23 protein-coding genes are annotated in these 25,593 nt (G+C 60.0%); 7 read left to right on the top strand and 16 right to left on the bottom strand.

What is annotated here, in order from left to right; genetic code table 11:
- The 6 genes from K6U75_03680 to K6U75_03655 form a co-directional block, all read right to left on the bottom strand.
- The coding region (locus tag K6U75_03680; protein MCL6474141.1) for a hypothetical protein at window positions 1–602 on the bottom strand (602 nt) is incomplete at its 3' end.
- A gap of 100 nt (window positions 603–702) precedes the next feature.
- Window positions 703–1,476 carry a hypothetical protein gene (locus tag K6U75_03675; GenBank protein ID MCL6474140.1) on the bottom strand — a complete coding sequence of 258 codons (774 nt, stop codon included), beginning with the start codon at window positions 1,474–1,476 and terminating at the stop codon, window positions 703–705.
- A 17-nt stretch (window positions 1,477–1,493) separates the two neighbouring features.
- Window positions 1,494–2,390 carry a hypothetical protein gene (locus K6U75_03670; GenBank protein MCL6474139.1) on the bottom strand — a complete coding sequence of 299 codons (897 nt, stop codon included), beginning with the start codon at window positions 2,388–2,390 and terminating at the stop codon, window positions 1,494–1,496.
- A 13-nt stretch (window positions 2,391–2,403) separates the two neighbouring features.
- On the bottom strand, window positions 2,404–3,411 hold the full coding sequence (locus K6U75_03665; protein ID MCL6474138.1) for a hypothetical protein: 1,008 nt from the start codon (window positions 3,409–3,411) through the stop codon (window positions 2,404–2,406).
- Between the two features lie 20 nt (window positions 3,412–3,431).
- Window positions 3,432–4,766, bottom strand: coding sequence for a type IV pilus assembly protein PilM (pilM, locus tag K6U75_03660; protein MCL6474137.1), 1,335 nt, complete (start codon window positions 4,764–4,766; stop codon window positions 3,432–3,434).
- 242 nt (window positions 4,767–5,008) lie between these two features.
- Window positions 5,009–5,818: a hypothetical protein gene (locus tag K6U75_03655; GenBank protein MCL6474136.1), complete on the bottom strand. Its 810-nt coding sequence runs from the start codon at window positions 5,816–5,818 to the stop codon at window positions 5,009–5,011.
- A 157-nt stretch (window positions 5,819–5,975) separates the two neighbouring features.
- On the opposite strand from K6U75_03655, the gene K6U75_03650 reads away from it, so the two are divergent.
- From K6U75_03650 to K6U75_03635, 4 genes are all read left to right on the top strand, one after another.
- Window positions 5,976–6,875, top strand: a complete 900-nt coding sequence (locus K6U75_03650) for a diacylglycerol kinase family lipid kinase (GenBank protein MCL6474135.1) — start codon at window positions 5,976–5,978, stop codon at window positions 6,873–6,875.
- Window positions 6,876–7,030: 155 nt separating this feature from the next.
- Window positions 7,031–7,459 (top strand): YHS domain-containing protein, encoded by a 429-nt coding sequence (locus tag K6U75_03645; GenBank protein MCL6474134.1) that lies wholly within the window; start codon window positions 7,031–7,033, stop codon window positions 7,457–7,459.
- Window positions 7,460–7,468: 9 nt separating this feature from the next.
- Window positions 7,469–9,343, top strand: coding sequence for an efflux RND transporter periplasmic adaptor subunit (locus K6U75_03640; GenBank protein MCL6474133.1), 1,875 nt, complete (start codon window positions 7,469–7,471; stop codon window positions 9,341–9,343).
- On the top strand, window positions 9,343–12,651 hold the full coding sequence (locus K6U75_03635) for an efflux RND transporter permease subunit (GenBank protein MCL6474132.1): 3,309 nt from the start codon (window positions 9,343–9,345) through the stop codon (window positions 12,649–12,651). The genes K6U75_03640 and K6U75_03635 overlap by 1 nt, the downstream gene beginning before the upstream one ends.
- Before the next feature lie 8 nt (window positions 12,652–12,659).
- Here the strand turns inward: K6U75_03635 and lon are convergent, their stop codons facing one another.
- From lon to K6U75_03605, 6 genes are read right to left on the bottom strand one after another with little or no spacing between them, the layout of a single operon-like run.
- Complete coding sequence (lon, locus tag K6U75_03630) at window positions 12,660–15,116, bottom strand: endopeptidase La (GenBank protein ID MCL6474131.1); 2,457 nt, start codon at window positions 15,114–15,116, stop codon at window positions 12,660–12,662.
- A 24-nt stretch (window positions 15,117–15,140) separates the two neighbouring features.
- Window positions 15,141–15,620 (bottom strand): Hsp20/alpha crystallin family protein, encoded by a 480-nt coding sequence (locus K6U75_03625; protein ID MCL6474130.1) that lies wholly within the window; start codon window positions 15,618–15,620, stop codon window positions 15,141–15,143.
- A gap of 3 nt (window positions 15,621–15,623) precedes the next feature.
- Window positions 15,624–16,229, bottom strand: coding sequence for a tetratricopeptide repeat protein (locus tag K6U75_03620; GenBank protein MCL6474129.1), 606 nt, complete (start codon window positions 16,227–16,229; stop codon window positions 15,624–15,626).
- A 34-nt stretch (window positions 16,230–16,263) separates the two neighbouring features.
- On the bottom strand, window positions 16,264–17,913 hold the full coding sequence (locus tag K6U75_03615; protein ID MCL6474128.1) for a ribonuclease J: 1,650 nt from the start codon (window positions 17,911–17,913) through the stop codon (window positions 16,264–16,266).
- Window positions 17,914–17,942: 29 nt separating this feature from the next.
- The gene (gene dapA, locus K6U75_03610; protein ID MCL6474127.1) at window positions 17,943–18,830 is read right to left on the bottom strand and encodes a 4-hydroxy-tetrahydrodipicolinate synthase; all 888 of its coding nucleotides are present in this window, start codon (window positions 18,828–18,830) and stop codon (window positions 17,943–17,945) included.
- A 16-nt stretch (window positions 18,831–18,846) separates the two neighbouring features.
- The gene (locus tag K6U75_03605) at window positions 18,847–19,866 is read right to left on the bottom strand and encodes an aspartate-semialdehyde dehydrogenase (GenBank protein ID MCL6474126.1); all 1,020 of its coding nucleotides are present in this window, start codon (window positions 19,864–19,866) and stop codon (window positions 18,847–18,849) included.
- A 143-nt stretch (window positions 19,867–20,009) separates the two neighbouring features.
- Here K6U75_03605 and K6U75_03600 point away from each other — a divergent pair, with 143 nt between their 5' ends.
- Window positions 20,010–20,357, top strand: a complete 348-nt coding sequence (locus K6U75_03600; protein MCL6474125.1) for a nucleotidyltransferase domain-containing protein — start codon at window positions 20,010–20,012, stop codon at window positions 20,355–20,357.
- Window positions 20,297–20,704: a HEPN domain-containing protein gene (locus K6U75_03595; protein ID MCL6474124.1), complete on the top strand. Its 408-nt coding sequence runs from the start codon at window positions 20,297–20,299 to the stop codon at window positions 20,702–20,704. The genes K6U75_03600 and K6U75_03595 overlap by 61 nt, the downstream gene beginning before the upstream one ends.
- 7 nt (window positions 20,705–20,711) lie before the next feature.
- Here the strand turns inward: K6U75_03595 and K6U75_03590 are convergent, their stop codons facing one another.
- A complete protein-coding gene (locus K6U75_03590; protein MCL6474123.1) occupies window positions 20,712–20,888 on the bottom strand; it encodes a hypothetical protein in 177 nt (58 codons plus the stop codon).
- A gap of 13 nt (window positions 20,889–20,901) precedes the next feature.
- On the bottom strand, window positions 20,902–21,948 hold the full coding sequence (hypE, locus tag K6U75_03585; GenBank protein ID MCL6474122.1) for a hydrogenase expression/formation protein HypE: 1,047 nt from the start codon (window positions 21,946–21,948) through the stop codon (window positions 20,902–20,904).
- 403 nt (window positions 21,949–22,351) lie between these two features.
- On the opposite strand from hypE, the gene K6U75_03580 reads away from it, so the two are divergent.
- A complete protein-coding gene (locus tag K6U75_03580; protein MCL6474121.1) occupies window positions 22,352–24,070 on the top strand; it encodes a diguanylate cyclase in 1,719 nt (572 codons plus the stop codon).
- Here K6U75_03580 and hypD read toward each other — a convergent pair.
- A complete protein-coding gene (hypD, locus tag K6U75_03575) occupies window positions 24,067–25,155 on the bottom strand; it encodes a hydrogenase formation protein HypD (protein MCL6474120.1) in 1,089 nt (362 codons plus the stop codon). The two genes, K6U75_03580 and hypD, sit on opposite strands and share 4 nt — an antisense overlap.
- Window positions 25,152–25,406 carry a HypC/HybG/HupF family hydrogenase formation chaperone gene (locus tag K6U75_03570; GenBank protein MCL6474119.1) on the bottom strand — a complete coding sequence of 85 codons (255 nt, stop codon included), beginning with the start codon at window positions 25,404–25,406 and terminating at the stop codon, window positions 25,152–25,154. Before K6U75_03570 ends, hypD begins: the two co-directional genes overlap by 4 nt.
- Between the last annotated feature and the right edge of the window lie 187 nt (window positions 25,407–25,593).

Genomic DNA, 25,593 nt, shown 5'->3' with positions numbered 1-25,593 from the left:
CCCCAGCCGCCACCGTAGCCGCCAAAGCCGCCCCCGTAGCCATCGCCGAAGCCACCATAGCCGCCTCCAAAGCCACCGCCGAAGCCACCATAGCCGCCACCGTAGCCGCCACCGCTATACGTCCAGCCCGTCTGGTTCAGCGAAACGGCGCCGCCACCCAGTATCTGGGCAATCGCCAGCGAGTCCAGGTGCTGTAACGTAATCTTTTCCGTCCGCACCTGTGGCAGGGAGGGTTCCTCGACCTGCTGCAGGTCCTGCCCAGAGGTATCAAAGGTCTCTACTCTCGGCGAGATGATGTACACGCCACCATCCACACGGTAGGTCAGCGGCGGGTTAGCCGCGCGAAGCACGGTCCGCAAGGCGGTCTCGAAAGTGACATCCTTCAGCGATACCGTGACATAGCCCTGAACCACCGACTCGTCCAGCGTGTAGTTATAGCCTGTGGCTCGGAACAGCAGTTTGAGAGCATCCGCAATGCTGGCGCTCTCCAGGTTCAGCGTCACTCTTGGTCCACCACCCGAAGTCGGTTCCTGTGCCACTGCAGACACAGTAACGCCAACGAGCACCAAAAGGCACGCCGCGATTCGCAAAGCTCGATGCATGAAGATAAACCTCCTCAAATGGTTTCGCTTACTATCCCGGAACTCCTTCTCCCCTCTTCACTTTCCGAAAAAAGTTGGACGGCAGAAGGATTGACTTTGGTTAGTATTCTTCCAAAAGTCCTGCACCACCAGGGGCACCACCCCCTGGCACACCCGGCATACCGGGAACACCACCAGGCACGCCACCGACTCCGGGGAAGGCACGTTGCACCGGTGTAATCGGAGCACCCAGTTTGACAGATATCTCCTGGGGCTTCTTTCCCAGCGTAGAGAGCACGACCTGACCCGGTTCGATGCGGGCTACTCGCAAACCGTCAATCGTATCGCCCGGCTTCACCACACGAGGCAGGTCACCTTGCGTCTCAATAATCGCTGCCACGCTTTGTCCCCACATAATGCCAGCCACTCGACGGTAGGGCTGGGGTGGCAGCACGTCTTCCTCTTCTTCACTGCGCGGTTTCGCCGTGGGCACCGGCTGCAGACGTACCGACGGAACCACCGACAGTATCGGAGGCTTGCTCACGTCTGCTTCCCAGGGCAAAGGCTTGAACGGGTCCACGCGGTACTTCGAGGGCGGCTTTCCTTCCCTGGGTGCTTCTGCAACCTGCTGCGGAGCGCCTCTGGTTCCGTAGCCCATTCCACCCGCCATAGGTCCGCCCATAGGTCCCATGGGTCCGGCTGTGGGGCCCATTGCGGGAGGCTGGTCCTCCAGTGTTTCAACGCGGGACGCGCTACCGGTCGGCGTAGTTCCAGCGGTCTGTTGTCCGCCACCGCCCATCAGCAGGAAGAGCGCGACTGCCACAATCAGCAACACCGCCACCGCACCGCCGATAACGATCGGTTTGTTCTTAGGGTCGTTGAGCCACTGTTGCATCGTCCCTCAAGCCTCCTTTAGTACTCTTCCACTCCTGGAACTCCCGCTCCGCCACCCAGAGCTGGTCCCGTCACGCCAGCACCGCCACCCACAGGCGGTCGCGACATGCCCCCGGGTGCTCCGGGAACCATTGGAGATCCCATCGTTGGGGCGCCCATCATCGGAGCTCCCATCGTCGGCGCGCCCATCATCGGTCCGGGCATACCGGGGGCGGTCATTCTGCCACCGAAGCCCATAGCGCCCATTCCAGCAAATCCGCCCATTCCAGGCGCGCCGCCCGCCGAGGGCAGTGTTGCCCCGGGCTGGTCGTTCTTTGCGCGAGGCAGAATGAACAGCGTGGCTGTGTACTGCCCAATCAGCTGAGGGCTGACACCGCTCAGTTGTAAACCGTCCACCAGTACCAGACGAGGGGCGTTGTTCCACCTCTCCACATGGCGCAGGATGCTCTCGAAGTCTCCCTGCACCTGAAACGTCCCCAGGGGAACAATCCATATCGGCCAGGGAAGCTGGTTCGGGTCCGTGGTCGGGATGCCGATAGCAAAACCTCCCAGGAAAATAACGTCCTGAGACCTGGATACGAAATCCTGAAGAACCTTTGCCGTTCTTTCCGGTTCCTTCCAGTAAGCCAGAGCCGCTTTCAGGCGGTCGGTCATGTCGATATCCGGCATTTTGGAACGCTCATATCGCGCCCACTTCAGCCGTGCCTCTTCCACCTCTTTCTTGGCATCTTCCAGCTGCTTCTTTGCCGCAGGGAGTTGTGCCGCCCGCTGGCTGGCAGCCTCTATCTGCGTGTCCAGGTTCTTGATTTCAGCCTGCGTGGGGCGTATCAGCACGAAGAAGATGCCCGACGCGATGACCACCGCCACCACGATGCCTATCACAACTACGTTTTGCAAAGTGAGCTTCGAAAGCATCCCCTGCCCCTCCTTAGTCCACAATCATACCACGCCCAGCTGCAGGTCCACCCATACCGGGTGGAGCACCCATCGGGCCTGCCATTCCCGGAGCGCCCATGGTCGGTGCGCCCATCATCGGTGGTCTGGAGCCTCCTGTGGGGCCCATCATAGGCGGTCCCATCATCGGACCCGTCATGCCGGGGGGACCCATCATGGGAGCGCCTGGCAATCCCATGCCCGCGCCCATGCCGCCAGTCATGCCCGGCACGCCGACGCCACCCAACGAGGCCATGAGCTGCTGCACCAGTTGCTGAACCTGATTTATCAGCGGCTCACGCAGGGTTGCCACCACCGTAAACACGACACCCTGCTGGGCTTGTTGCGCCGTGCTGCTGGCCGCCGCACCGGGCAATCCACCTGGCGTACCCGGTACTCCGGTAGGAGCGCCATACATTCCCGCGTAAGGCGTCGTGGGTGCACCATAGGCTCCTCCGAAGGGCGGCCCGCCCATACCGCCGAAACCGCCCGGACGGGCAGCAGTGCCGGTGGTGGCGCCGCCTGCAGCGCTCCACGAGATGCTCACGCCGGTAAACAGCGGGCACTGCAGCATCACCTGCAGGTAGCGAGCCATTTCGTCCAGGTCGCGGGTAACTGCCTGTGCCTGCAGGGTTATCCCCTGTGCCACGCCCAAACTGCCGTATCGCACGCTGTCGATGGTCCACCGGCGCACCTCACGATACAGCTTGGGGTACTGCTTGTTGGCGCGAAATATCTCGTCGGCCAGCTGCGCGCGGGTGAGCAGCGGAGCCACCAGCGCTTTGGTATTTCGCGCTTCCTGTTCGGTTTGCTCCACCTGCCTGACGATAGCCTCTTGCTGCTGCAGTTCTTCCGACTTTTGCGACTTGAGGTTGACAAGGCTCAGCTGCCAGGCAATCAGCCCCCCCGCCAAGGCGAGCCATACCACCACGAACACCGCAAACCACGCTCGCTTTTTACGCGGTTCGTAGATGTTGGATGGTAACAGGTTCAATTTCAACATGGTTCACTCCCTCCGGATGCCTAGTCAATCATATCCCGGATTGCCAAGCCAATGGCGACCGGCAGTAGCGGCGCCACCTCTTGCAGATAGGGCATGGTGTAACGGCGCACCAGAGCCTCCTGATGGGTCAACGGGTCTGCGACGCTGACCGGTATGCCCAGCTCCTGTGCCAAAAACTTGTCCAGGTTCTTCATCCGGGCTGTGCCACCGCACAGCACGATTTCATCAATGCGCGCACCCTGCACCCGTCCCCGGTAGAACTCCAGCGAACGGCGCACTTCCGCAAGAAAGTCTCCCAGAACAGGAGCAATCGCGTCAAACACTTCGATACGCAGGGGGTCTGTTTCCTCCGGCTCTACGGGAGCAGGGGTTGCAGGCTCTGCAGGTTGCTCCTGCGAAGGTTCGGCTGGCTTTTCCTCTTCCACATCAAAGGTTGGCTCCCCAAAACCCGATGAGAAGTCCACCATACCAGCCGAGGGCGGCTGCGAGAAGTCAATCATGCCTGTGGGCGCACCAAACTCGGTTCCGTACGTAGGAGCCGCTCCAGATGGACCAAGCCGCTCCAGCAGTACCGCCGCGTATTCCCGCTTCAGTTTCTCTGCGTGAGCAAAACGCTCCCGCGGGTCGGTACCCTCCACCCGATACGCCAGCGAATCCACGATGGCCTGAGTGAAGTGGTTACCCGCGATGGGAATGGTGCGCGGCAGACGCAATACTTTGCCCGCAAATACCCCCATATCGGTGGCAGTTGCCCCCACATTGAGAAGCACTACTGTTTTGTCCTGATACTTTTCGGGTTGCAGACCGATAATGGTGCGAGCGGTCGCCAGCACCTGAACATCGATGGCTACGGGGTCGAGCTGAGCGGCAAACAGCGCCTTGACGACAGCATCCACCACGTCCTGCTGTGCCGCGGCAAGCAGTACCTCCATGTTGGGGTCATTGGGGTCGGAATCGGGGCGTTCTATCACCGCATAGTCCGTCACTACATCGCCCTGAGCGGCAAAGGGAATGTGTCTCTCCACCTCCCATGCCATCGACTTGTCCAGCTCAGCGGGGGTCATCTTGGGCATTTCGATCACGCGCACGACCAGCCCGCTTTGTCCCGGCACCGAGGTAACTACCTGCTTGGTAGCAATGCCTGCCTGGGTGAGCAATTGCCGAATGGCTTGACCAAGAGCCTGCGGGTCCTGGATATAGCCGCTTTCGTCAATCACCCCTTCCGGTGTCGGAGCGACGCCTACCGCGTTAATCTGCACACCCTCTTTAGTAGGACGTACCTCTGCCACCTTCATCAGGGTGGTGCCTACATCCAACCCCACGATGGGTCCTGTCACTTTTCGGGCACGTGCCATTCCTTAATCTCCTCCTCCCCTGTGCAACCTATTGTAGCAGGTCGCCAGGGGGCTGTCAACGATTTCCCTCCCAGTATAAATGCGACGGAGCGTGTGTTTATTCCTTTTCGCCATGCACCAATTTCCCTCCTGCTGCGCGTTCTTTAGACGCTCACACCGTTCTTTTCGTTACTGGCTGCGCCATCCAACATCCTGCTTTTTACTCGGCAACACTGCATATTATCCTTACGCATCTCTGCGTCCTAGAGTGCCATCTCCCATCCGTCGTACGCAACCTCTATTCCGTGCGGTCGGCAGAAGGCTTCCAGTTCCTCGTGCAGCGGTTTGCCGTTGTGCGAAAAATGAGTAACTGCCCAGCGCGTGTTGGCGTGCGCCGTCCCCATGGACAGCAGGCGAGCCTTCAGTTGAAGCACTTCACTTAGCCCCAGGTGCGTATCGTAAGGTGCCTCCACAAACGCTTTCGTGCATTCCGCAATCACCGCATCCAGACGCACCCCCGACAGACAACGCCATGTCGCATCGCGATACCAGCCTGTATCGCACATATACAGCAGCGTTTTCTCGCCATCGGAGACAATGTAGTTGAAACACTGCTCGTCCTCGCGGTGGTGTGCCAGTACAGATATCGCCGTGTAACGGTCTACCTCGTATGGGGCGAAGGGCTGGAGCACCCGCACGTCCAGTGCACTGCGCACCTCGTCCGAGGCGTAGCTCAGCGCACGCGCCAGTCCATCGCTGCCGTAAATCGTCAGAGGCAAGTCGCGACGGGCAAAAGCCGGTAGCAGGTAGGTCAGCTCATGTAGTGCGAGATGGTCCTCATGGGTATGTGTGATGAGAAGATGCTGCAACCGCGACAGGTCTAAACGGTAAGCCAGCACGTGGTGCAATGTATCCGGCGGCAGGTCAATCTTCAGGGTGTTATCGATGAATATGGAGCTGCGCGTACGCAGGTCCTTACCACCTCGCTCACGCGCAATACGACACACCTCACATCCACAAAACAGCCCCGGCACGCCTTCTGCTGCCGCTGTACCGAGAAACAGCACTCTCAACGAATTTCCTGTTGCCTCCTCGCACTGATGTGTCCACAAGACCTTTCTGCAGGATACCCCAAAACATCATTCCATTGCTCGCCTGCAACTTTCGTCACCACATCGCGTGTTCCCTTCTACAGAAGGAGGAAATATCCCGCAGGGCGTAAGCATCAGTATGACACCTGCGGATATGGTGGTTATACTGAACCCCGCTGCCGGGCGATATCGCGCCATGCGCCATCAGCAGACTCTGGAGAGCCTTCTGCAACAGGCAAGCAGCCACACCGGGATGAAATGGCGCATGGTAAGCACCACTCGAGTCGGGCAAGCCACCGAACTGGCAAGGCAGGCGGCAGAGGAGGGAGCGTCACTGGTGGTGGCTGCCGGTGGCGACGGTACCTGCGGCGAGGTGGCGAATGGCATCGTGGGTACGCCCGCTCGGCTGGGTATCCTGCCGCTGGGCACCGGGAACGACTTTGCCCGCTGCACAGGCATTAGTGAGAATCTGCAGACGGCGGTCGAGAACCTTTTCACCGGCAAACCGCGCCGCGTAGACCTCGGCTGGGTAAACGGCAGGTATTTCATCAATATCGCAGGATGCGGTTTTGACGCTGCGGTAGCAGAGCGGGTAAACCGCGGGTTCCGTTTCCTCAGCGGCACTGCCGCCTATATCGCAGCAGTTGTCCACACCATTATCACTTTCAAGCCCCCACACATGCGAATCACAATGGACGACGAGGAGGTTCATCTGCGCGCCCTGTTATGCACGGTAGCCAATACCCAATCGTATGGTGCTGGGATGCGCATTGCCCCCTATGCACAGATAGATGATGGCTTGCTGGATGTGTGCATCGCTCAGGTGGTCAGCAAACTGGAGTTCCTTCGCGTCTTCCCGCGCGTTTACAGCGGCACTCACATCTTTCATCCCCGCTTTCTGATGCGAAAGGCTCAGAGGGTACAGGTGGAAAGCACCCCGCCAGCGCCTGTGCTGGTAGATGGCGACGTGATGGGCACCACACCCGCCGAGTTTCGGGTGTACCCTGCCGCCATCGAGGTCATCCTGCCTGCGAAGTAGTCTTCGGTGCGCCCTGGTCTCTTCAGAATCAAAGCTACGATCATCTTGTAAGTGCCTCGCATTTTTCTATTAGCTGTAGTAAAATGGAATCGTACAGGTTTTGTCTTGCGTATTATTCCGTAGTAATGGCAAATCACCTGCGAGGAGGATGCATCATGCGAACGTTCGGAATCACCTTGCTCGTCGCGCTGTTTGCGGCAGCGGCATTTGCCGGACCGCAGAAGCCTGCGGCAACGAGTGGGCTGACCTGCCCCGTGTCGGGGGAAGCGGTGAAGGACCTGAAGAAGGCGCCCAGCGTGCAGTATGAAGGAAGGACCATCTACCTCTGCTGCCGACGGTGCGTGAGCGAGTTCAACAGCAACCCCGCTAAGTACGCTCCAAAACAGGTCGTAAAATGTCCGGTGGGCGGTGAAACGGTCAAGGACCCGGGCAAAGCACAAACCGCCACCTACAAAGGGCGAACCTACTACTTCTGCTGCCCGAAGTGCAAGCCGGAGTTCACAAAGAACCCCGAAAAGTACGTCAAGCAGGCAAGCAGGCCGGCCAGCACGTCCCCCACGCGCCACGGAGACCACTCGCACTAGGAGGCAACCGTGAGGACGCTCCTGCACTTCGTTCAAAAGCACTGGGGTACACTACTGTTTCTGCTTGTGCTTTATGTGGTCACGCACTACGTCGTGCGCACCAGACGTCCGCCTGGCTCGATGACGGTCATCGAGGCGCAGGCGATGGACATGTCTCAGACGGCGACGCCCGTCGGCGCCGCGCCGGTGGCGACGGAGAAGGCGCGGTTCTCCCTGTTCACGCCCACCGTCACCTACACTGGCACGGTTGTCGCCTATAACGATACATCAGTGGTCGCACGCACGGAAGGCTGGCTGGTGGAGACGAAAGTCTACCCCGGTGACCGCGTGCAGGCAAGGCAATTGCTGGCTCAGCTGGACACGCGCGAGCGTTCGGCCCGTTTGCAGGAAGCGGAGGCGGCGGAGACAGTCGCCCTCTACGAGCGCGAGGCGATGCAAAAGACTGTCCAGCAGGCGCAGGAAGAGCTGCGTCAGATGCAACGCCAGCGCGACGCGGCTGAGGCGATGGTGCAAAAGGCACAACAGGAGCTGGCCTTTGCACAACAGGAGATGGAAATCGCCCGTACCGAGCGCGAGGAGATGGCTGCAGAGCTGGATGCCGCGCGAGCAAACCGAGCCTACTGGCAGGCAGAGGATACTCGCGCCGAACGATTGCTGCGGGCGGGCGCTATCTCGCTCGAAGAACGCCAACGCACGCAAGCGGAGGCGGCTCGCGCCCTGGCAGAGCTGAACCAGGCGCAACTGCGCCTCAATAAAGCAGATCTGCGTATCAAACAAGCACAGGCGATGGTGCAGTCGGCGCAGGCGCAGTACCTGCAGGCGCAACGGGAAGCGCAAGCCATGCAGGCAGGTGTGCAGCGGGCACAGGCGGCACTCGAAACAGCCCGCGCCCAGTGGATGCGCGCCTCCGCCATGCACCGGCAGGCAAACGCCGCCAAACAGGCGGAGTCCATCGTGTTTGGCTACACACGCATCACTGCCCCGGTGTCCGGCGTGATTACCGAACGGCTCGTCAGCCCGGGCACGCTGGTGACGCCGGGCACGGTGCTATTCAAGCTGCAAACTATCGACCGTGTACGCCTCCAGGCGAACGTTGCGGAGGCGGACATCGCCAGTATCCGCGTCGGCAACCCGGTCACCGTCACTCTGCCCAACGACCCCAGCTTCCGCCTGAAGGCGCGGGTTACCTCTCTGTTTTCCGCAGCCAGCCCCGACAGCCGAACTGTTACCGTCGAAGCACTGGTATCCAATCCCAATGGTCGTCTGTTACCCGGGCAATACCTTGTGATGGAGATTGCCAAAGGGAAAGCCCGCCGTGCCATCACTGTTCCTCTATCCGCCATCGGGCGCGACGTGAAGGGCAACCCCTTCGTTTGGGTGGTCCGGCAAAACCAGCAGGAGGGGAAAAAGACCACTTATACCTGCGTCATGCACCCCGAGGTGCAATCCGAAAAGCCGGACAGATGTCCCAAGTGCGGGATGGATTTGGTGCCCAAAGAGCGCGGGGGCAGGTTCACGGCACATCGGGTGAACGTGGTGCTTGGCGACAATGACGACAGGCGGGTGGAGATTCGTTCCGGGCTACGGGAGGGCGACGAGGTCATTTACCGGGGGCACGAATACCTCAACGAAGGCGACCCTGTCAGCCCAGTCGAATGGGGTGTTGAAGCACCTGTCCGCCTGCCCGAACCCGCTGGCGAGATGCCCGAAATGCAGCACCAGCACTCCCCTGCCAAGCAAGACACGTCGGAGGCTCCGCTCCCAGCCAACGGGAAAACCGTCTACACCTGCTCCATGCACCCCGAGGTACGCTCCGACAAGCCGGGCGACTGCCCTAAATGCGGTATGAAGCTCGAGCCGAGGCGAGGAGGACACTCCCACTGATGCAGGAAGGAAACTCGTCTTCCCCACAAACGGCGGCATCTGGGTTCAACATCTCGCGATGGTCTATCGAGCATCCGTACGTCGTGATCGCCTTCTACACCGCGATGGTGATCCTGGCTGTTATCGCCATCGGCTTCTATATGCCCCGCCGCTTCATGCCGTATGTCCAAAGTCCCATGATTGGAATTGTCTCGATGATGCCCGGACTGAGCGCCCAGGAAATGGAGATGTACATCTCCAAACCGACCGAGGAGCGGCTTATCAATATCCCGGGAGTGCGCTACATTCGTTCCACGTCTCAGGAAGGCTTCAGCATTGTCTCGCTGGAGTTCCCCTACGGCACCGATATAGACAAGAAGCTGGTGGAAGTGCAGGCATTGCTGAACGTCATTCAAGCCGACCTGCCCATGACCGGTGCCAACCTGAAGCCTTCCTGGGTACTGAAGATTGACCCGCTGAACCTGCCGGTGCTCTCCCTTGCGCTGACGGGCGACCACCGCTGGGACATGAAACGCCTGCGTGAACTGGCGGACAACGAGATTTCTAACCGTCTCAAGGCGGTCAGCCCCGACATCTTCACCGTACAGGTGTTTGGCGGTTATCGGCGACAGATCCAGGTGATTGTGGACCGCAAGAAGCTGGCGGCGTACGGCATCTCCATCACGCAGCTGCGCGACGTACTGGACGCCCACAATGTGGCAAAACCAGCGGGCGCGCTCACAGCAGGCACAGATGAAGAGATTGTGCGCCTGGATACGCTGGGGCGGGATGCCGATACCATCGCCAACTACCCGCTGACCGGTGTGAATGGACGGGTGGTCTACGTCAAGGACGTGGCGAAGGTGGTGGACACCTTCTACGAACCGCGTAGCGGCTATCATCACTACTACCGCGTCGGCAATCAGGCGAAGGTGGATGAAGCCATTGAGATTAGCATACTGCAGTCGCCCGAAGCCTCTTCGCCCAGAGTCATTCGCGCGGTCATGCGCGAAGTGGAACGCCTCGAACGCGACTACCCCGGCCTCAAGTTCCGCATTGCCTACGATAACAGCGCGTTTGTCGGCGTTCTGTTGAGTAACATGTTCGAAGAGCTGGGTTTAGCGGTTCTGCTGACGGGCATCGTTGTGCTGCTATTTCTCGGCAACTGGCGGGGAACTCTCATCGCGATGACCGCTATCCCCGTCTCGCTCGCGATGGCGCTGCTCGCGCTCATCCCGATGGGCATGACGCTCAACTCCAGCACCCTCATTGGTCTGCTCATCTCTATCGGACGTTTGGTGGACGATGCTATTATCGATGTGCACGCCGTGGAACGACACCTGCGCATGGGCAAAGACCCCAAGACCGCCGCCGTGGACGGCATCACCGAGGTGCGCCTGGCGGTGGCCGCCTCTACCTTGATGCTCATCCTCGCGCTAACGCCCCTGCTGTTTTGCGGGGGCATCGTCGAGCTGATGTTCGTGGGACTGGTCTGGCCGCTCATCTTCGGGCTACTGGCTTCCTTCCTCGTGTCGCTGACCCTGACCGCACTCATGGCGGCATACCTGCTCAAGCCGCACGATGACCCCGCCGTGCAGCGAGAACGGCAAGCATGGCTCTACCGAAAGATACTGCAGCCATTCCAAAACCTGTTAGACCGCACCGAACAGGGTTATGGCCGGTTGATCGAATGGATGCTCAAGAATCGTTTTGCGAACCTCGCCCGAATCTTCTCCACCATCATCATCGGCTTTGGTTTCTACTATTTCATCGGCTCGGAGATGATGCCTCTGGCGGACGTGGGACAGGCATACATGACGCTGGAGATGGAGCCCGGTGCGTCCTACGCCGCCACTGAGAGCGCGGTGCGTCAGATCGAACGCATCATGGAGAAGTACCCCGAAATCCAGCACGCCTCCATCGAGATTGGCTTCGAGGGTGGACCCGGCTACACCTCAGGGGCATACTTTAACGGTTACTCGATGGGCATGACCAATGGCGCAGTAGCCATGCTTACCTTCACCGATAAGGACACTCGCAAGCGCGACATCTGGACCATTATGGACGGCATCGTGGCGGAAGCAACCGCCACCATTCCGGGCATCCGCCGCCTGCAGATTAAAGAGATGGGGTCTGACGTGATGGCCTCCTCCGCAGCTCCCATCCAGTTGCTGGTGTACGGACCCGATTTGAAAATCGTGTCCATGCTGGCGGAGCAGGTCGCGCACATCGCCCGCACTCAGGTGCCCGACATCTATCAGGTCGCCACCTCGTGGGCGATGGAGAAGCCTACCTATCAGATACAGGTGGACGCCCGTCGAGCGGCGGAGTTGGGACTGACCCCTGCCGAAATCGCCGAGCAGGCATATTATGCGTTGCGGGGAGGGTTCACTACCGAGTTCTTCCGCATGGAGAACAAGCGTCAAACCACCATCCTCATCCGCTATGATGAGAAAGACCGCCTCTCCCCCTCCGATATCGAGCAGCTGAGCATCACGACCGCTGACGGCAGACAGGTGCCTCTTAAAACGGTCGCCCGCGTCGAGTATCGCGAAACCCCTACCCTGATCGAACGCGACAACTTCCGGCGTGTGGTGAGCGTCATGGGTTACTACCGGAAGGCAGACTATGTGCCCCCAGGGCGCGAAGGGGAACAGGTGCGCAATCGCCCGTCGATGGACGTGGCGATGGATGTGATGATGCGGGCGCAGATGCAGCTCAACTGGCCTCCCGGTTACGGCATCGAAGTGCGCGGCGATATGACGCAAATGATGGACAGCTTCCGCCGACTGCTTCAGGGGTTGATGCTGGCAGTGGTGTTCATCTTTCTGGTGCTGGTGGCGCAGTTCCGGGGGTTCCTCCAGCCGGCGCAGATGGTGTTCTCGTTGCCGCTGGAACTGTCGGGCGTGTTCTTTGCCCTGTGGCTAACCGGGCAAGCCTTCAGCTCGGTGTCCATTATGGCGGTCATCGTGCTTACCGGCATGGACATCACCACCGCCATCCTGCTGATTGACCTCATCATGCGCTATCGCGACCAGGGCATCCCGCGCAACAAAGCAGTCATTCAGGCGTGCCCGCAGCGATTGCGCCCCATCCTGATGACTTCACTCACCACCATCATCGCCCTCTCGCCAGTGGCTTTCGCGCCGCCCACCGGAATAGATGCCTATCAACCGCTGGGCACCGTCATCATTGGCGGGTTGATTGCGGGCACGGTGCTGACCCTGCTGGATATCCCCATCATGCACACCCTCGTGGACGATGCGGTGCGATGGTGGCTGATTAAAGTGCGGCGGCGCGACCCTGCCTCCTTACCGCCGGTGGAGTAAATGATTCTCTACCCCACCGGCGCCGCCTCTTTCGCCTTACGGCGGGTGCGGGTGCGCTTCGCGCCGTTGGTGGAGATAGCAAGCGACTCTTTCAACACCTCGTCTATGGTGTCCACAAACACGAAGCGCATCTGTGTGCGCACCTGCTCCGGCACATCTTCGACGAGGTCCTTCTTATTGCGTGAGGGCAATATCACTGTCTCGATACCTGCACGGTGCGCCGCCAGTACCTTCTCCTTAATGCCACCGACCGGCAGCACCCGTCCAGACAGCGTGATCTCTCCTGTCATCGCCACGCGCGGCTTCACACACCTGCCCGTAAGCAGTGATGCCAGCGCAGTTGCCATCGTGATGCCTGCCGAAGGCCCATCCTTCGGTATCGCCCCAGCGGGTACGTGGATGTGAATATCATGCTTCTCGAAGAAGCTGGGGTCTATGCCCATCTCCTTTGCGTGGCTGCGGATGTAGCTCAGCGCGGTCTGCGCCGACTCGCGCATCACGTCGCCCAGCTGGCCGGTCAGCAACAGCCCTTTGTTGCCCGGCATCAGCGTGGCCTCCACGAACACGATGTCCCCACCGACGGGCGTCCACACCAGCCCAACCGCCACACCGGGCTGCGAGGTGCGCTCGGAAATCTCTTCGAACTCGAAGCGGGGCGCGCCAAGAAACTCCTCCACTTTGGCAGCGTCTACCACCACCTTCCCGGTCTCCCCTTCCGCAAAGCGGCGCGCCACCTTGCGGCACACGGAGGCGATTTCCCGCTCCAGATTGCGCACCCCTGCCTCGCGCGTGTAACCCCGAATAATGGCGCGGATGCCCTCCTCTGTCCACTGGATATGCTCTTCCTCGTTCAGCCCGTGCTCCTGCATCTGGCGTGGGATGAGGTGGCGCTTCGCAATCTCCAGCTTCTCATCCTCAGTGTAACCGGGGATTTCGATGACCTCCATACGGTCGCGCAGCGGCGGCAGGATGGTATCCAGCACGTTGGCAGTGGTGATGAACAGCACCTTCGAAAGGTCAAAAGGCACATCCAGATAGTGGTCGCGGAACTGGCTGTTCTGCTCGGGGTCCAGTGCTTCCAGAAGCGCAGCGGACGGGTCGCCGCGGAAGTCCGCCCCTACCTTGTCTATCTCATCCAGCATAAAGACGGGGTTGTTGGAGCCTGCCCGTCGGATACCCTGAATAATCTGTCCGGGCAGTGCACCGATGTAGGTGCGACGGTGTCCACGAATCTCCGCCTCATCGCGGATGCCGCCCAGTGAGATACGCACGAACTTCCTGCCCAGCGCACGAGCAATTGAGCGACCTAAACTGGTCTTCCCCACGCCCGGCGGACCCACCAGACACAGGATTGGCTGGCGCATGGTGCCTTCGGTCTTGAACTTGCGCACCGCGAGATACTCCAGAATACGCTCCTTGACCTTCTCCAGCCCGTAGTGGTCTTCGTCCAGCACCTGTCGCACCTGCGAGATGTCCAGATTGTCCTCGGTGGAGATGCTCCAGGGCAGCGCGACCATGGTCTCGATGTATGTGCGCGCGACGGTGTATTCGGGCGAAGCAGAGGGGATACGCGACAGCCTGTCCAGCTCGCGCAGAGCCTCTTTCTCCGCCTCGGGAGGCATCTTGGCTTCGGTAATCTTCTGGCGCAGCTCCTCGATCTGCGCCATGTTCTCGTCCATCTCGCCCAGCTCGCGCTGGATGGCTTTGAGCTGTTCACGCAGGTAGTACTCGCGCTGTGTCTTGCTGAGCTCCGAATGCACCTCCGACTGCAGCTTGCTGCCCAGCTCCAGCACTTCCACTTCTCGCACCAGCATCTGCAGCAACAGGCGCATTCGCTCCTTAAGGTCAAAGGTCTCCAGAATCTTCTGCTTGTCAGCGATAGAGACAGGCAAATGCGCCGCGACCAGGTCGGTCAGTACATGAGGCTCGGTGACGTTGAGTGCGATGCCCTCCAGCTCGTCAGGAAGGTTCGGCGACAGCTGCACCACCTTCTGGAAAGCGGCGGCGATGTTCCGGCGCAGTGCCTCAATCTCCAGGCTGTCTTCCTCGCTGATTTGTGTCGGCTCCTGTACCACGCGCACCCGCACGCGCAGGTAGGGTTGCCTCTGCACTGCCTCCAGTATCTCAATACGGCTGATGCCCTGAGCAATCAGGCGGATGCCATCCGGCATTTTGCCCATCATGCGGATGACCACCGCCGTGCCCACCCGATACACATCATCCAGCGTGGGGTTCTCGACGGTGGGGTCTTTCATCGCCACCACACCGATAATCCGGTTGCCTCCCACCACCGAGTCGTCGATGAGTTTGATGGAGCTCTCTCTGCCTACAGCGATGGGCACGATAAGCACCGGAAACACCACCGTATCCCGAAGTGGTAGGAGGTTCAGCACTTCCGGGATTTCCATCCGCAGGTCCTTCTCGTTATCGCTGCCCGGCGTGACTGGGGTCTCTACGTCTGCCATATTGCCTCCCTCGCTTTCCCTCCGCTATTCACTCTCCCGCTCGCTTTCGGTGATGGGAATACGTCGGATAGCCGGTGTTTCTTCCTGGATGCTCTTGGGAAGACGCACTGTCAACACACCGTTACGATAGGTAGCAGAGATATTGTCGCGGTCGATGGGTATATCGGGCGGCAACGTGATGTGGCGTTCAAACGGACCGTAGTAGATTTCCAGTTGATAACACCGCACGCGAGCGCGACGTTCTTCCTCATCTTCTGCCCTGATGCCCGAGATAACCAGCACCCTGTTATCGGCGGATAGCGAGACGTTGATTTTTTCGGGCTGAACACCGGCGATTTCCGCTTTCACCACCAGCGCCTCTTCGGTTTCACAAATGTCGGCTGCCGGTTGCCAGAACCGCTCCGCCGTGCCCAGCGGTCCAAACACGCTGAGCAGGGCTTCGTCAGATAGCCTTTGCATTTCCATCTCCATCTGTCTCAAGATGTCGCGATAGTTCCGAAACACCGCCTACCCTCCCTTGCCGCTTTCTGTGGATTGCTTGCTGTTCATGTGTCTGCGCACTCGTGCCAGGGCGCGCTGCACGTTCGGGTCGTTGCTGTTCTGGCGGAGCACCGCGCTCCAGTGTTGTTCTGCCTCCTTCCATTTGCCCTGCCGTTCCAGACAGAACCCGATCATCCGCTGCACATGAAAGTCGCTCGGCGCAAGGTTGTCTGAACGGCGTAACCACTGCAATGCAGGCTCCCATTGGCGGTGCACAAAGTAGATTTGTGCAATCCGGTAACAGTAGCGTGCCTCATTCTGCGGGTCCTCTTTGATGGCGCGCTCGTACTCCGCGATGGCGGCATCCATTCCGCGAAACTGCTCGTACATCGCCGCCAGCCCTTCCCGCGCTTCCACAAAGTGCGGGTCCAGCTTCACCGCATTCTGCATGTGGCGCATGGCGGCTTCGTGCTCGCCTTCGTGGTGTGCTCGCTCACTCAGGGCGAATTCCTCGTTGGCACGTGACTGTGCGCTGCGTAGCATGCCTGTCTGACGCAGTAACAACGCTCCAGCGATAAGCACCGCGCCCAGTATCGCCAGCACCAACGCACGTTTGACCGATGGCTCCCTCATGATAGCCCTCCTTCGGGTCTGACCGGAGGCGCCGCTAAATCTCCATCACTACCGGTATGACCACGGGGCGACGCTTCAGCCGCTGCTTGACCGCCCGCGTGACTGTACTGCGCACATCGGCGCGAACCGCATCCCAGTCAGTCACCTCTGAAATGTCCAGCTCTTGCAGTTCGGACAGCACCTGCTGCCGTAAGTATTCGACGAACTGCGGCTCTTCCTCTTCACTCACCGCCATTCCGCGGATGGTCACGTCGGGACCAGCCAGTATCTCGCCGGTCTCCTTATCGATGCTCACCACCACCAGCACCAGTCCGTCCTGCGCCAGATGCTTGCGGTCGCGCAGCACGACGTCACTGATGCCGCTGTTGCCGCCGCTATCCACCAGCACCCTGCCTACTGGAACCTTTTCACCGAACTTCGCGCCCTCGGGGTGCAGGTAGAGGGTATCTCCCAAATCCATCAGGAAGATATTCTCTGCGGGGATATGCATTTCCCGCGCCATCCGCGCATATTGTACCGCCATTCGAGGCTCGCCGTGCATGGGGATGACATACTTCGGACGCACCAGCGCCAGCATCATCTTCAGCTCTTCCTGATAGGCGTGCCCCGAAACATGTACAGGTTGCATCGGCGGATAGATGACGTTCGCCCCCTTGCGAATCAGACGGTTCACCGTGCGCCACACGAGGCTTTCGTTGCCCGGTATCGGGGTGGCGGAGAGGATGACGGTATCGCCCGGCTCAATCTGCACCGCCTTATACTCGTCGCGCGAGATGCGCGTCAAAGCGGAGAGAGGTTCTCCCTGTGCGCCTGTCGCCAGAATGACCAGCTGTCGCCCCTCGTATTGACCAATCTGGTCGGTGCGGATGAGTGTGTCCGGCGGCAGCCACACATAGCCCATTTCGATGGCGATGTCCAGGTTCTGCTGCATACTGCGCCCCAGCACTGCCACTTTCTTGCCGTAGCGTGCAGCGGTATCCAGCACCTGCTGCATCCGGTGGATGTTGGAGGCGAACATGGTGACGATGATGCGCCCCGGCGCCTCGCGGAAGATGCGGTCATATGCTGCGCCCACCACGCGCTCGGAAGGCGTTACCCCCGGTTTCTCGGCGTTGGTGCTGTCGGAAACGAGGGCTAATACCCCCTCCTCGCCCAGCTGCCCGAACCGCGCGGCATCGAAACGCCACTCATCAATCGGCGTGTGGTCGATCTTGAAGTCGCTCACGAAAACCATACGCCCTATCGGTGTCTCGATATTCAGCGCAACCGTTTCGGGGATGCTATGGGTCACCCGCACCGGTTCCACATAAAAAGGACCTATCGGGATACGGTCTCCGGGCGCGTATTCGCGCAAATCCAGCTGGGAAAGTGGGAGCCGCTCACTCAGTTTGGCGCGCACCAGCCCCAGGGTTAAGCACGTACCCCATACAGGCACATTCATTTCCGCAAGCACATAGGGCAATGCACCGACATGGTCTTCATGCCCATGAGTGAGTACGATGCCCCGTACCCTGTCGGCATTCTCGCGCAGGTAGGTGATGTCGGGGATGACGATGTCCACCCCGTACACGTCGTCGAATGGGAACGCCAGTCCGCAATCCACCACCAGTATCTCCCCGCCGAACTGCACGACGGTGAGGTTCTTGCCGATTTCACCCGTGCCCCCCAGCGGGATCAGCGCGATGCTCTCTTCATAGGGAAAAGTGTCGTCGTTCACTGCAGTAACCCGTAGTCTCTGAGTGCTTTGCGGACAATCTCCTTTTCTTTGTCGTTCGCTTCCACCAGCGGCAGGCGCACACCGCCCACGGTGGCCCCCAGCATATTCAGCGCCGCCTTCACCGGAACCGGGTTCGTGGTGCAGAACAACGCCTTGAACAGCGGCAGCATCCGGTGATGCAACTTGGTGGCTTCCTGCACCTTCCCGGCGAAGAACGCCTCACACATACGGCGGATGTCGCGCCCTACCACATGCGATGCCACACTCACCACGCCCACACCGCCGACCGCCAGCAGCGGTAACGTTAGCGAGTCGTCGCCGCTATACACCAGGAACCCGTCCGGCGCGCCAGCACAGATTTCCGACATCTGGTTGAGATTACCGCTGGCTTCTTTGACCGCCACGACGTTGGTAATCTCCGCCAGCCGAAGCAGTGTGCCCGGCTCCACGTTCACGCCGGTGCGCCCCGGAATGTTGTAAATCATCACGGGCAGGTCGACGGCGTGCGCGATGGTCTTGAAGTGCTGATACAGCCCCTCTTGCGACGGACGGTTGTAGTATGGCGCGACGAGCAGCAGCCCGTCTACCCCCGCTCGCTCCGCCTCCTGACTCAGCCGTACCGACTCTTCGGTGTCATAGGTTCCGGTGCCTGCCAGAACCGCCGCACGGTTGCCCACCGCCTCTTTCACCTTGCGGAACAGGGTGACTTTCTCCTCGTGCGTCAGGGTCGGCGACTCGCCCGTCGTACCGCTGACCACCAGCCCCGTAGAACCGGTCTGCACCAGCAGCTCTGCCAGTGCCTGCGCGGCGTCGTAATTGACTTCCAAATTCTCGTTAAATGGCGTGACCATCGCGGTCACCACCGGTCCCCAGTTGACCTGCATCGTTTCCTCCTGTCTATTACAGCCATCTTCTGGTGATCATCGCCTCGGCGATTTGCACGGCGTTCAAAGCCGCTCCTTTCAGCAGCTGGTCACCGCTGACGAACAAATCCAGCGCCATCGGGTTGGAAACATCCTCACGAATACGCCCCACCAGTACCTCCTCGCGGTCAGTGGCTTCGATGGGCATCGGGAAGTGGTTGCGCTCGCGGTCGTCCACCAGTTTGACCCCGGGAAACTCCGCCAGTGCCTGCCGTGCCTCTTCCACGCTGGGGCGCCGCTCTGCAAACTCGATATTGATGCTCTCCGAATGCGCCCGCAGAACGGGTACACGTACGCAGGTGGCGGTGATGGCTAACCCCGGCTCGTGCAGGATTTTGCGGCTCTCGTGAATCATCTTCCACTCCTCTTCATTGTAGCCGTACTCGTTCACTGCCGAGTTGTGGCTGAAGAGGTTGAACGCAATCTGGTGCGGCAGCACGCGCGGGGTCACCTCTTTCCCCTCAAGGACGGCTGCCGTCTGGTCTAAAAGTTCCTGCATTGCCTGCGCACCTGCACCGCTCGCCGCCTGATAGGTGCTGACCACCACGCGCTTCGCCCGCCACCGCCGATGCAACGGCGCGACCGCCATCAGCATGATGATGGTGGAACAGTTGGGGTTGGCGATGATGCCCTGATGGTGCTGGGCATCGTCGATGTTAATCTCCGGAACCACCAGCGGCACCTGTGGGTCCATGCGGAACGCGGAGGAGTTGTCTATCACCACCGCGCCTGCCCTTACCGCCGCCGGCGCGAACTGCCTGCTGCGCGACGCGCCCGCCGAAAAGAAGGCTATTTGTACCCCTTCGAAGGCGTTTTCTGTGAGGCGCTGCACCACCAGATCCTCGCCCGCGAAACGGATACGCTTTCCCTCCGACCGCTCACTCGCCAGCAGCCGCAGGGAAGCGATGGGAAAGTCATGTCTCTCGAGCACGCGCAGGAACTCCGTGCCCACAGCACCAGTCGCTCCTGCAATAGCCACGTGGTATCCTGAACTCATGTGTCTATTTCCTTCACTCACCCGTTTTGCTGTTATTTTATCGCGTTTTCAGGCGCGTGGTCAAGCCAGACGGTGTATGGTACAATGAAGCCATGAACATGCGTCCACTCCCACCCCGCTTGCAGAAAGACCGCGCCTTACGCATGTTTATCGAGCGGGCGCAGCAGCTATCGCCTGCGCCAGAGATGGTAGTGCTGTATGGCTCCCGGGCGCGCGGTGACCACCGCCCCGATTCGGACTACGACCTGCTGGTGGTGCTACCGGAAAAAGACAAAGAGACCGTAGAGCGGCTGTATGAGGCAGTGCAGGAAGTGGAGTTAGAAACGATGCGGGCGATTTCTCTGCTCATCCGCACTCGTGCGCAGTACGAGTTTGCCCTGCAGCGCGGCGAAGGGGTACTTCGAGACGCCGAAGAGGAGGGATACCTGCTGTGGAGCAAATCTTACGGCAGCGCGTTCGAACCTTCTGGGACAAAAGCGCCGAACGCCTGAGAGCGGCACATATGTTGTTCGAACAAGGCTTTTACGAGGAAGCCATTTCGGTCGCCTATTATGCAACGCTGTGGGCGGCGCGCGCGTTGCTATTGACCGAAGGAGCAGAGCCCAGAACCCATGAGGGTGTACGAACTATGTTGGGACTGTACTTCATCCGAACGGGCAAGCTCCCGAACGAAGTGGGACGCTTGTTTACACGGAGGTTGGACGACCGCATGAGCGCCGACTATTCGGCAGATGCTTTTCTGACCAGTGAAGATGCCGAGGATGCCCTGCACCAGGCGGAGCGTTTTATCGAGGCGGTACGCCCGCTGGTGGAGAATTACTTGGAGGGGGAAGGATAAGACAAGATTACACCTTCTCTTTTGGCATTTCGATGATGAACACCAGCACGGCGATATCGCTGCCAGTGCTTGCCTGACCGCGCGCCGTCGAGCCATACAATACCAGTCCTCCAAACCGCGCGCCATAGTGCTGCACAAGAAGGGTCTTGCACCTGCGAACGATTTCTGTCGTTTCTGCGCTCATGAGCGAAACCACCTCAACATATCCTCGGCAGCTGCTCGCCGCTGAGCATGTCCACCACCCGCGAGGTGCCGATGACACTTTTCAGCACCACCGTGCCCTCCGGCGAGGCGGTTACCTCTCCAACGACGTCGGCGGTCGCGCTGACGGCGAAGCGGCGCAGCACTTCCACCGTCTTCTCTGCCTGCGCAGCGGGCACGAACGCCACAAACCGCCCCTCGTTTGCCACATACAGAGGGTCAAAGCCCAGTATCTCGCACGCGCCGCGCACGTCCTCGCGCACAGGGATACGCGCCTCCTCCAGTTGAATCCCTACTCCCGCCGATTCCGCGATTTCCACCACCGCGCTTGCCAGCCCGCCGCGCGTCAGGTCCCGCAAACAGTGTACCTCAATGCCTTCCGCAATCAACGCCAGCACCGGTTCCGCCAGCGGCGCGCAGTCGCTCTCAATCTGGCTCTCGAACTGCAGTCCCTCGCGCACCGCCATCACCGCGATGCCATGCCTGCCGATATCGCCGCTCAGCACCAGCGCGTCGCCCACCCGCACCGATTGTGGCGCAATCGTCAGGTCATGTTCGATGACGCCCACGCCCGATGTGTTCAGAAAGACACCGTCGCCTTTGCCCCGGTCCACCACCTTCGTGTCGCCCGAGACAATCTGCACGCGCGCCGCCTGCGCTGCTTGCTGGATCGACACCACCACCTGCCACAGCGTCTCCATCGGCAGACCCTCTTCCAGAATCATGCCCAGGCTGAGATACAGGGGGCGCGCGCCGCTCATCGCCAAATCGTTCACCGTGCCGTACACCGCCAGTTTGCCGATGTCGCCGCCCGGAAAGAAGAGGGGACGCACCACGTACGAGTCGGTCGTGAACGCCAAACGCGCGCGGGGCAACTCCAGGAGTGTGCTATCGTGGCGTGCCTGCAACGCCCCGCCCCCGAAAGTGGCGACAAACATCTTCTCAATCAGCTGATGCATCAGCCTGCCGCCTCCCCCGTGTGCCATCACCACTGTCGGATATTGCTGGATGGGGATGGGGCAGGACAACGTCAATGTCTCCATGCCTTTTTCTTCCATCACGCCTGAACCGCTAGCCCTTTGTTACTGTGAATAATACGGGGTGACAGTGAGTTCGTCCTGCAACGGGTCGTTGCCGCAGAGGAACAGACGCCGTGACGCATCTGCCCAGTCTACTCACCAGTTCTAATTGGCGCCCTCTAAACATTTCGGCAGTTAAGCCTATAATCCATATTGAACAGGAGTCACGCCGTGTGAGATGAATAGGTAGCGGGTCATGCTTTTTCAGCAACCACAGCGACAATTCCCTGTGAAGCTGAGCGTTAGCGAAGGGTGTCTGAGATTCTTCGCTGCGCTTAGAATGATAATTGATGACGCTTTGTAACGCAAACTCATGAAGAGTCTCTTGACTACATACCACAATTAGAGAAACACAGTGTGAGCAACCGTGAAAGACACCATCGACGCCATTGCCATCTCCCTCGGTGCTGCTATTATGTGGCTCGGCATCCGCCGCGCGTGGAGCATGCGTCACGCCGTGCAGCAGGCGGGCTATTGCACCGTGCTGAAGGTGTTGCTGGCGCTCATGTTCTTCTTCCTCATTGGTTATCTGTTCAGTCTGTGGGCGATTATTACGCACCATACCGTCTGGCTCCACTCCATTGTGGCTTTTGTGTTTCTGTTCGGGAGCGTGTTTGTGCTGTTGACTCTCTGGCTGGCACAGCGGACGACAGCGCAAATCCTGCACTATAGCCAACACCTCGAGGGACTGGTGCGGGAACGCACGGAACACCTGCATCAGGCACTGCGCCAACAGGAACAGCTGAAACGCTACTTCGAGCAGTTGTTCGAGGGGATGCCCGTTGCCTGTTTCACCTACGACCGCGACGGTGTCATCCGCAAGTGGAATCAGGAGGCACAGAACCTGTACGGTTTCACCGCGCAGGAGATCATCGGCAAGACCATCTACGAGACCTTCTGCCGTCCAGAAGATGTGGAAGCTACCCGAGCAGTCATCGCCCGTGTGTTTGGCGGTGAGGCGTTTCGAAACATCGAGTGGCAGGATAGAACGAAAGAAGGAGAGACCAGATGGGTGCTGTGCAGCACCTTCCCGCTGATTGACACCGAAGGACAGGTCGTTGGTGCGATTAGCGCCAACATCGACATCACCGAGCGCAAAGCCCAGGAGCAGCTCATCGAGGCGCAGCGCGACGAACTGGAAGCACAAAACGACCAGTTGCAGCAGATTACTGCGCGTTTGGCGGAAGCCAACGCCCGCCTGGAGCGCATCGCCCACACCGACGGCTTGACAGGGCTGATTAACCACCGCAGCTTCCGCGACAGGCTGGGGCGCGAGTTTTTCTATGCGCTGCGACGCGAGCAGCCCCTGTCTGTGGTGCTGCTGGATGTCGACCACTTTAAGCAGTTCAACGACACGTTCGGGCATCAGGCGGGTGATGAGGTGCTGCGTATGGTCGCCAACACGTTGCGTCAGTTCGAAGACAACCTGCGGTGCGCGGCGCGCTACGGAGGCGAAGAGTTTGTCGTGCTGTTGCCAGGCAGCGATGTACATGAATCGCTGGACTTTGCCGAGCAGATACGCCAGCGCATTTCCGAAATCCCGTGCTGTTACCGACAAATCACTGCCAGCCTCGGCGTGTCGACTCTCGACCAACATACCGTGAACCCGGATACCCTTATCGAGGAGGCAGATCAGGCACTGTATCTCTCAAAACGTGCGGGGCGCAACCGCGTCACCCACGCGGCGCACGAGGCAATCCGTGTGAATACGCTGTCGGAGGAGGAGTGGCTTTCGCGCCTGCGGCAGGTTCTTGGAGACCCGGGCGGCTTTGCAGAACAACAGGTGTTCGCTCAGCTCATGTACGATGTGCTGCAAACACGCCGACGCGCCCTTCACGGAGGTGGCAAGCAGGTGTGCAGCAGCGCGCCCTGTCGGCTTCATCTCTGGCAGCAGATAGTAGGCGAGCCGCTCTACGGACAGATAGACGCCTTCCGACAACTACTGGAATCCCACGAAACGATGCATCGCCTTCTTGGAGAAGGCACTGCAGACTTGCGGCAGTTCGACCATGCCTGCGAACAGATGCTCGACTGCCTGCAGCAACTGCGGGCAGAGTGTGAGCTACGCCACCAGCGCGCCGCCTAGCCCCGTCGCCGATACTTGAAGTACGCCGCGCACGCCCCTTCGGAGGAGACCATCGTCGCGCCCAGCGGGTGTTCCGGTGTACACTTCGTGCCAAACGCGGGGCAGTCGGTGGGCTTCTTTGCCCCTTGCAGTATCAGCCCGCTGATGCACTCGGAGGCTTCTTCCACGCTGCCAGTCTCCAGCACAAACCGCCGCTCGGCGTCGAACTCCCGGTACGGCTCACGCAAGCCCAGTCCGCTCTGCGGGATTTCGCCGATGCCGCGCCACTTGCGGGGTACCACTTCAAACACCTCGCGGACCAGCTCCTGCGCCGGGCGGTTGCCCTCGCGCCGCACCGAACGGGCATACTGGTTCTCTACCTCTGCCCTGCCCTCTTCCAGCTGCTTGACGCACATGTAGATGCCCTGCAGGATGTCCAGCGGCTCGAAGCCCGTCACCACGATGGGCACATGGTACTTCTTCGCGATAGGTTCATATTCCGTGTAGCCCATCACCGTGCAGACGTGCCCTGCCGCCAGAAAGCCCTGCACGCGGTTGTTGGGGGCGTTCAGTATCGCCTCAATCGCGGGTGGAACCAGCACATGGGAGACAAGGATGGAGAAGTTTTTCACGCCCAGCCGCTTCGCCTGATACACCGCCATCGCATTGGCAGGTGCAGTGGTCTCGAAACCGACCGCGAAAAAGACCACCTGCCTGTCGGGATTCTTCAGCGCGAGCTGCAGGGCATCCATCGGCGAGTAGACGATGCGCACGTCTCCGCCTGCCGCTTTCGCGGACAGCAAATCGCCCTTCGTGCCCGGCACGCGCAACATGTCGCCAAAGGAGCAGAAGATGACCTCCGGACGCGACGCCAGCTCCACCGCTTTGTCAATCAGCTCCACCGGCGTTACGCACACCGGACAGCCCGGACCGTGTAGCAAGGTCACCTGCGGGGGTAGAAGCTCATCGATGCCGAACTTCATGATGGCGTGCGTTTGTCCCCCGCATACCTCCATCACCGTCCACGGGCGCGTAACAGTCTTGCGGATGGCGTCCGCGAAGCGCCGGGCTGCGTCCGCATCGCGATATTCCTCGATGAACCTCATGTGGGTTGCTCCTGAAGTTCGCCCAGCTCCTCCATCTGGCGCAGGTACTCGAATACCTCCTGCGCTTCCTTCTCATCCACCACACTGATGGCGAAGCCGACATGCACTATCACGTAATCGCCTACCTTGGCCTCAGGCACGTAGGCGAGATTCACGTCCTTCACGATGCCACCAAAGCTCACCTTGCCTGTGCGGGTGAGCGCGTCATCGCCCTCGATACTCAATATCTGCCCCGGTATCGCCAGACACATCCACGCTTCCTCCGGTTGTTGATGATAATAGTATACCCCGCGATGCACAGGCGCGGAAGCAGCGAGGAGGTGCTGAGTTGCTGAAGGCGTGTCTGGAGATAGATTGTATGGGGAGCCGCTGGAAGCGTCCCGCGACTTTTAAGAACGGCTAAACTGCATGTCAGTGCTTGCGACCGCCTGAATGAGC

This window comes from Bacillota bacterium (assembly GCA_023511455.1).
Taxonomy (GTDB): domain Bacteria; phylum Armatimonadota; class HRBIN16; order HRBIN16; family HRBIN16; genus HRBIN16.
The sequence above is the reverse complement of the archived record's forward strand: the minus strand, read 5'-3'. Positions and strand labels throughout refer to the sequence as shown.

Coding starts and splice junctions, on each gene's coding strand:
- pilM (MCL6474137.1), bottom strand. CDS start 4,766: ATGGCACGTGCCCGAAAAGTGACAGGACCCATCGTGGGGTTGGATGTA.
- K6U75_03570 (MCL6474119.1), bottom strand. CDS start 25,406: ATGTGTCTGGCGATACCGGGGCAGATATTGAGTATCGAGGGCGATGAC.
- dapA (MCL6474127.1), bottom strand. CDS start 18,830: ATGCAGGTCAACTGGGGACCGGTGGTGACCGCGATGGTCACGCCATTT.
- lon (MCL6474131.1), bottom strand. CDS start 15,116: ATGGCAGACGTAGAGACCCCAGTCACGCCGGGCAGCGATAACGAGAAG.
- K6U75_03620 (MCL6474129.1), bottom strand. CDS start 16,229: ATGAGGGAGCCATCGGTCAAACGTGCGTTGGTGCTGGCGATACTGGGC.
- K6U75_03605 (MCL6474126.1), bottom strand. CDS start 19,866: ATGAGTTCAGGATACCACGTGGCTATTGCAGGAGCGACTGGTGCTGTG.
- K6U75_03670 (MCL6474139.1), bottom strand. CDS start 2,390: ATGCTTTCGAAGCTCACTTTGCAAAACGTAGTTGTGATAGGCATCGTG.
- K6U75_03590 (MCL6474123.1), bottom strand. CDS start 20,888: ATGAGCGCAGAAACGACAGAAATCGTTCGCAGGTGCAAGACCCTTCTT.
- hypE (MCL6474122.1), bottom strand. CDS start 21,948: ATGGAGACATTGACGTTGTCCTGCCCCATCCCCATCCAGCAATATCCG.
- K6U75_03650 (MCL6474135.1), top strand. CDS start 5,976: ATGACACCTGCGGATATGGTGGTTATACTGAACCCCGCTGCCGGGCGA.
- K6U75_03645 (MCL6474134.1), top strand. CDS start 7,031: ATGCGAACGTTCGGAATCACCTTGCTCGTCGCGCTGTTTGCGGCAGCG.
- K6U75_03675 (MCL6474140.1), bottom strand. CDS start 1,476: ATGCAACAGTGGCTCAACGACCCTAAGAACAAACCGATCGTTATCGGC.
- hypD (MCL6474120.1), bottom strand. CDS start 25,155: ATGAGGTTCATCGAGGAATATCGCGATGCGGACGCAGCCCGGCGCTTC.
- K6U75_03635 (MCL6474132.1), top strand. CDS start 9,343: ATGCAGGAAGGAAACTCGTCTTCCCCACAAACGGCGGCATCTGGGTTC.
- K6U75_03600 (MCL6474125.1), top strand. CDS start 20,010: ATGTTTATCGAGCGGGCGCAGCAGCTATCGCCTGCGCCAGAGATGGTA.
- K6U75_03665 (MCL6474138.1), bottom strand. CDS start 3,411: ATGTTGAAATTGAACCTGTTACCATCCAACATCTACGAACCGCGTAAA.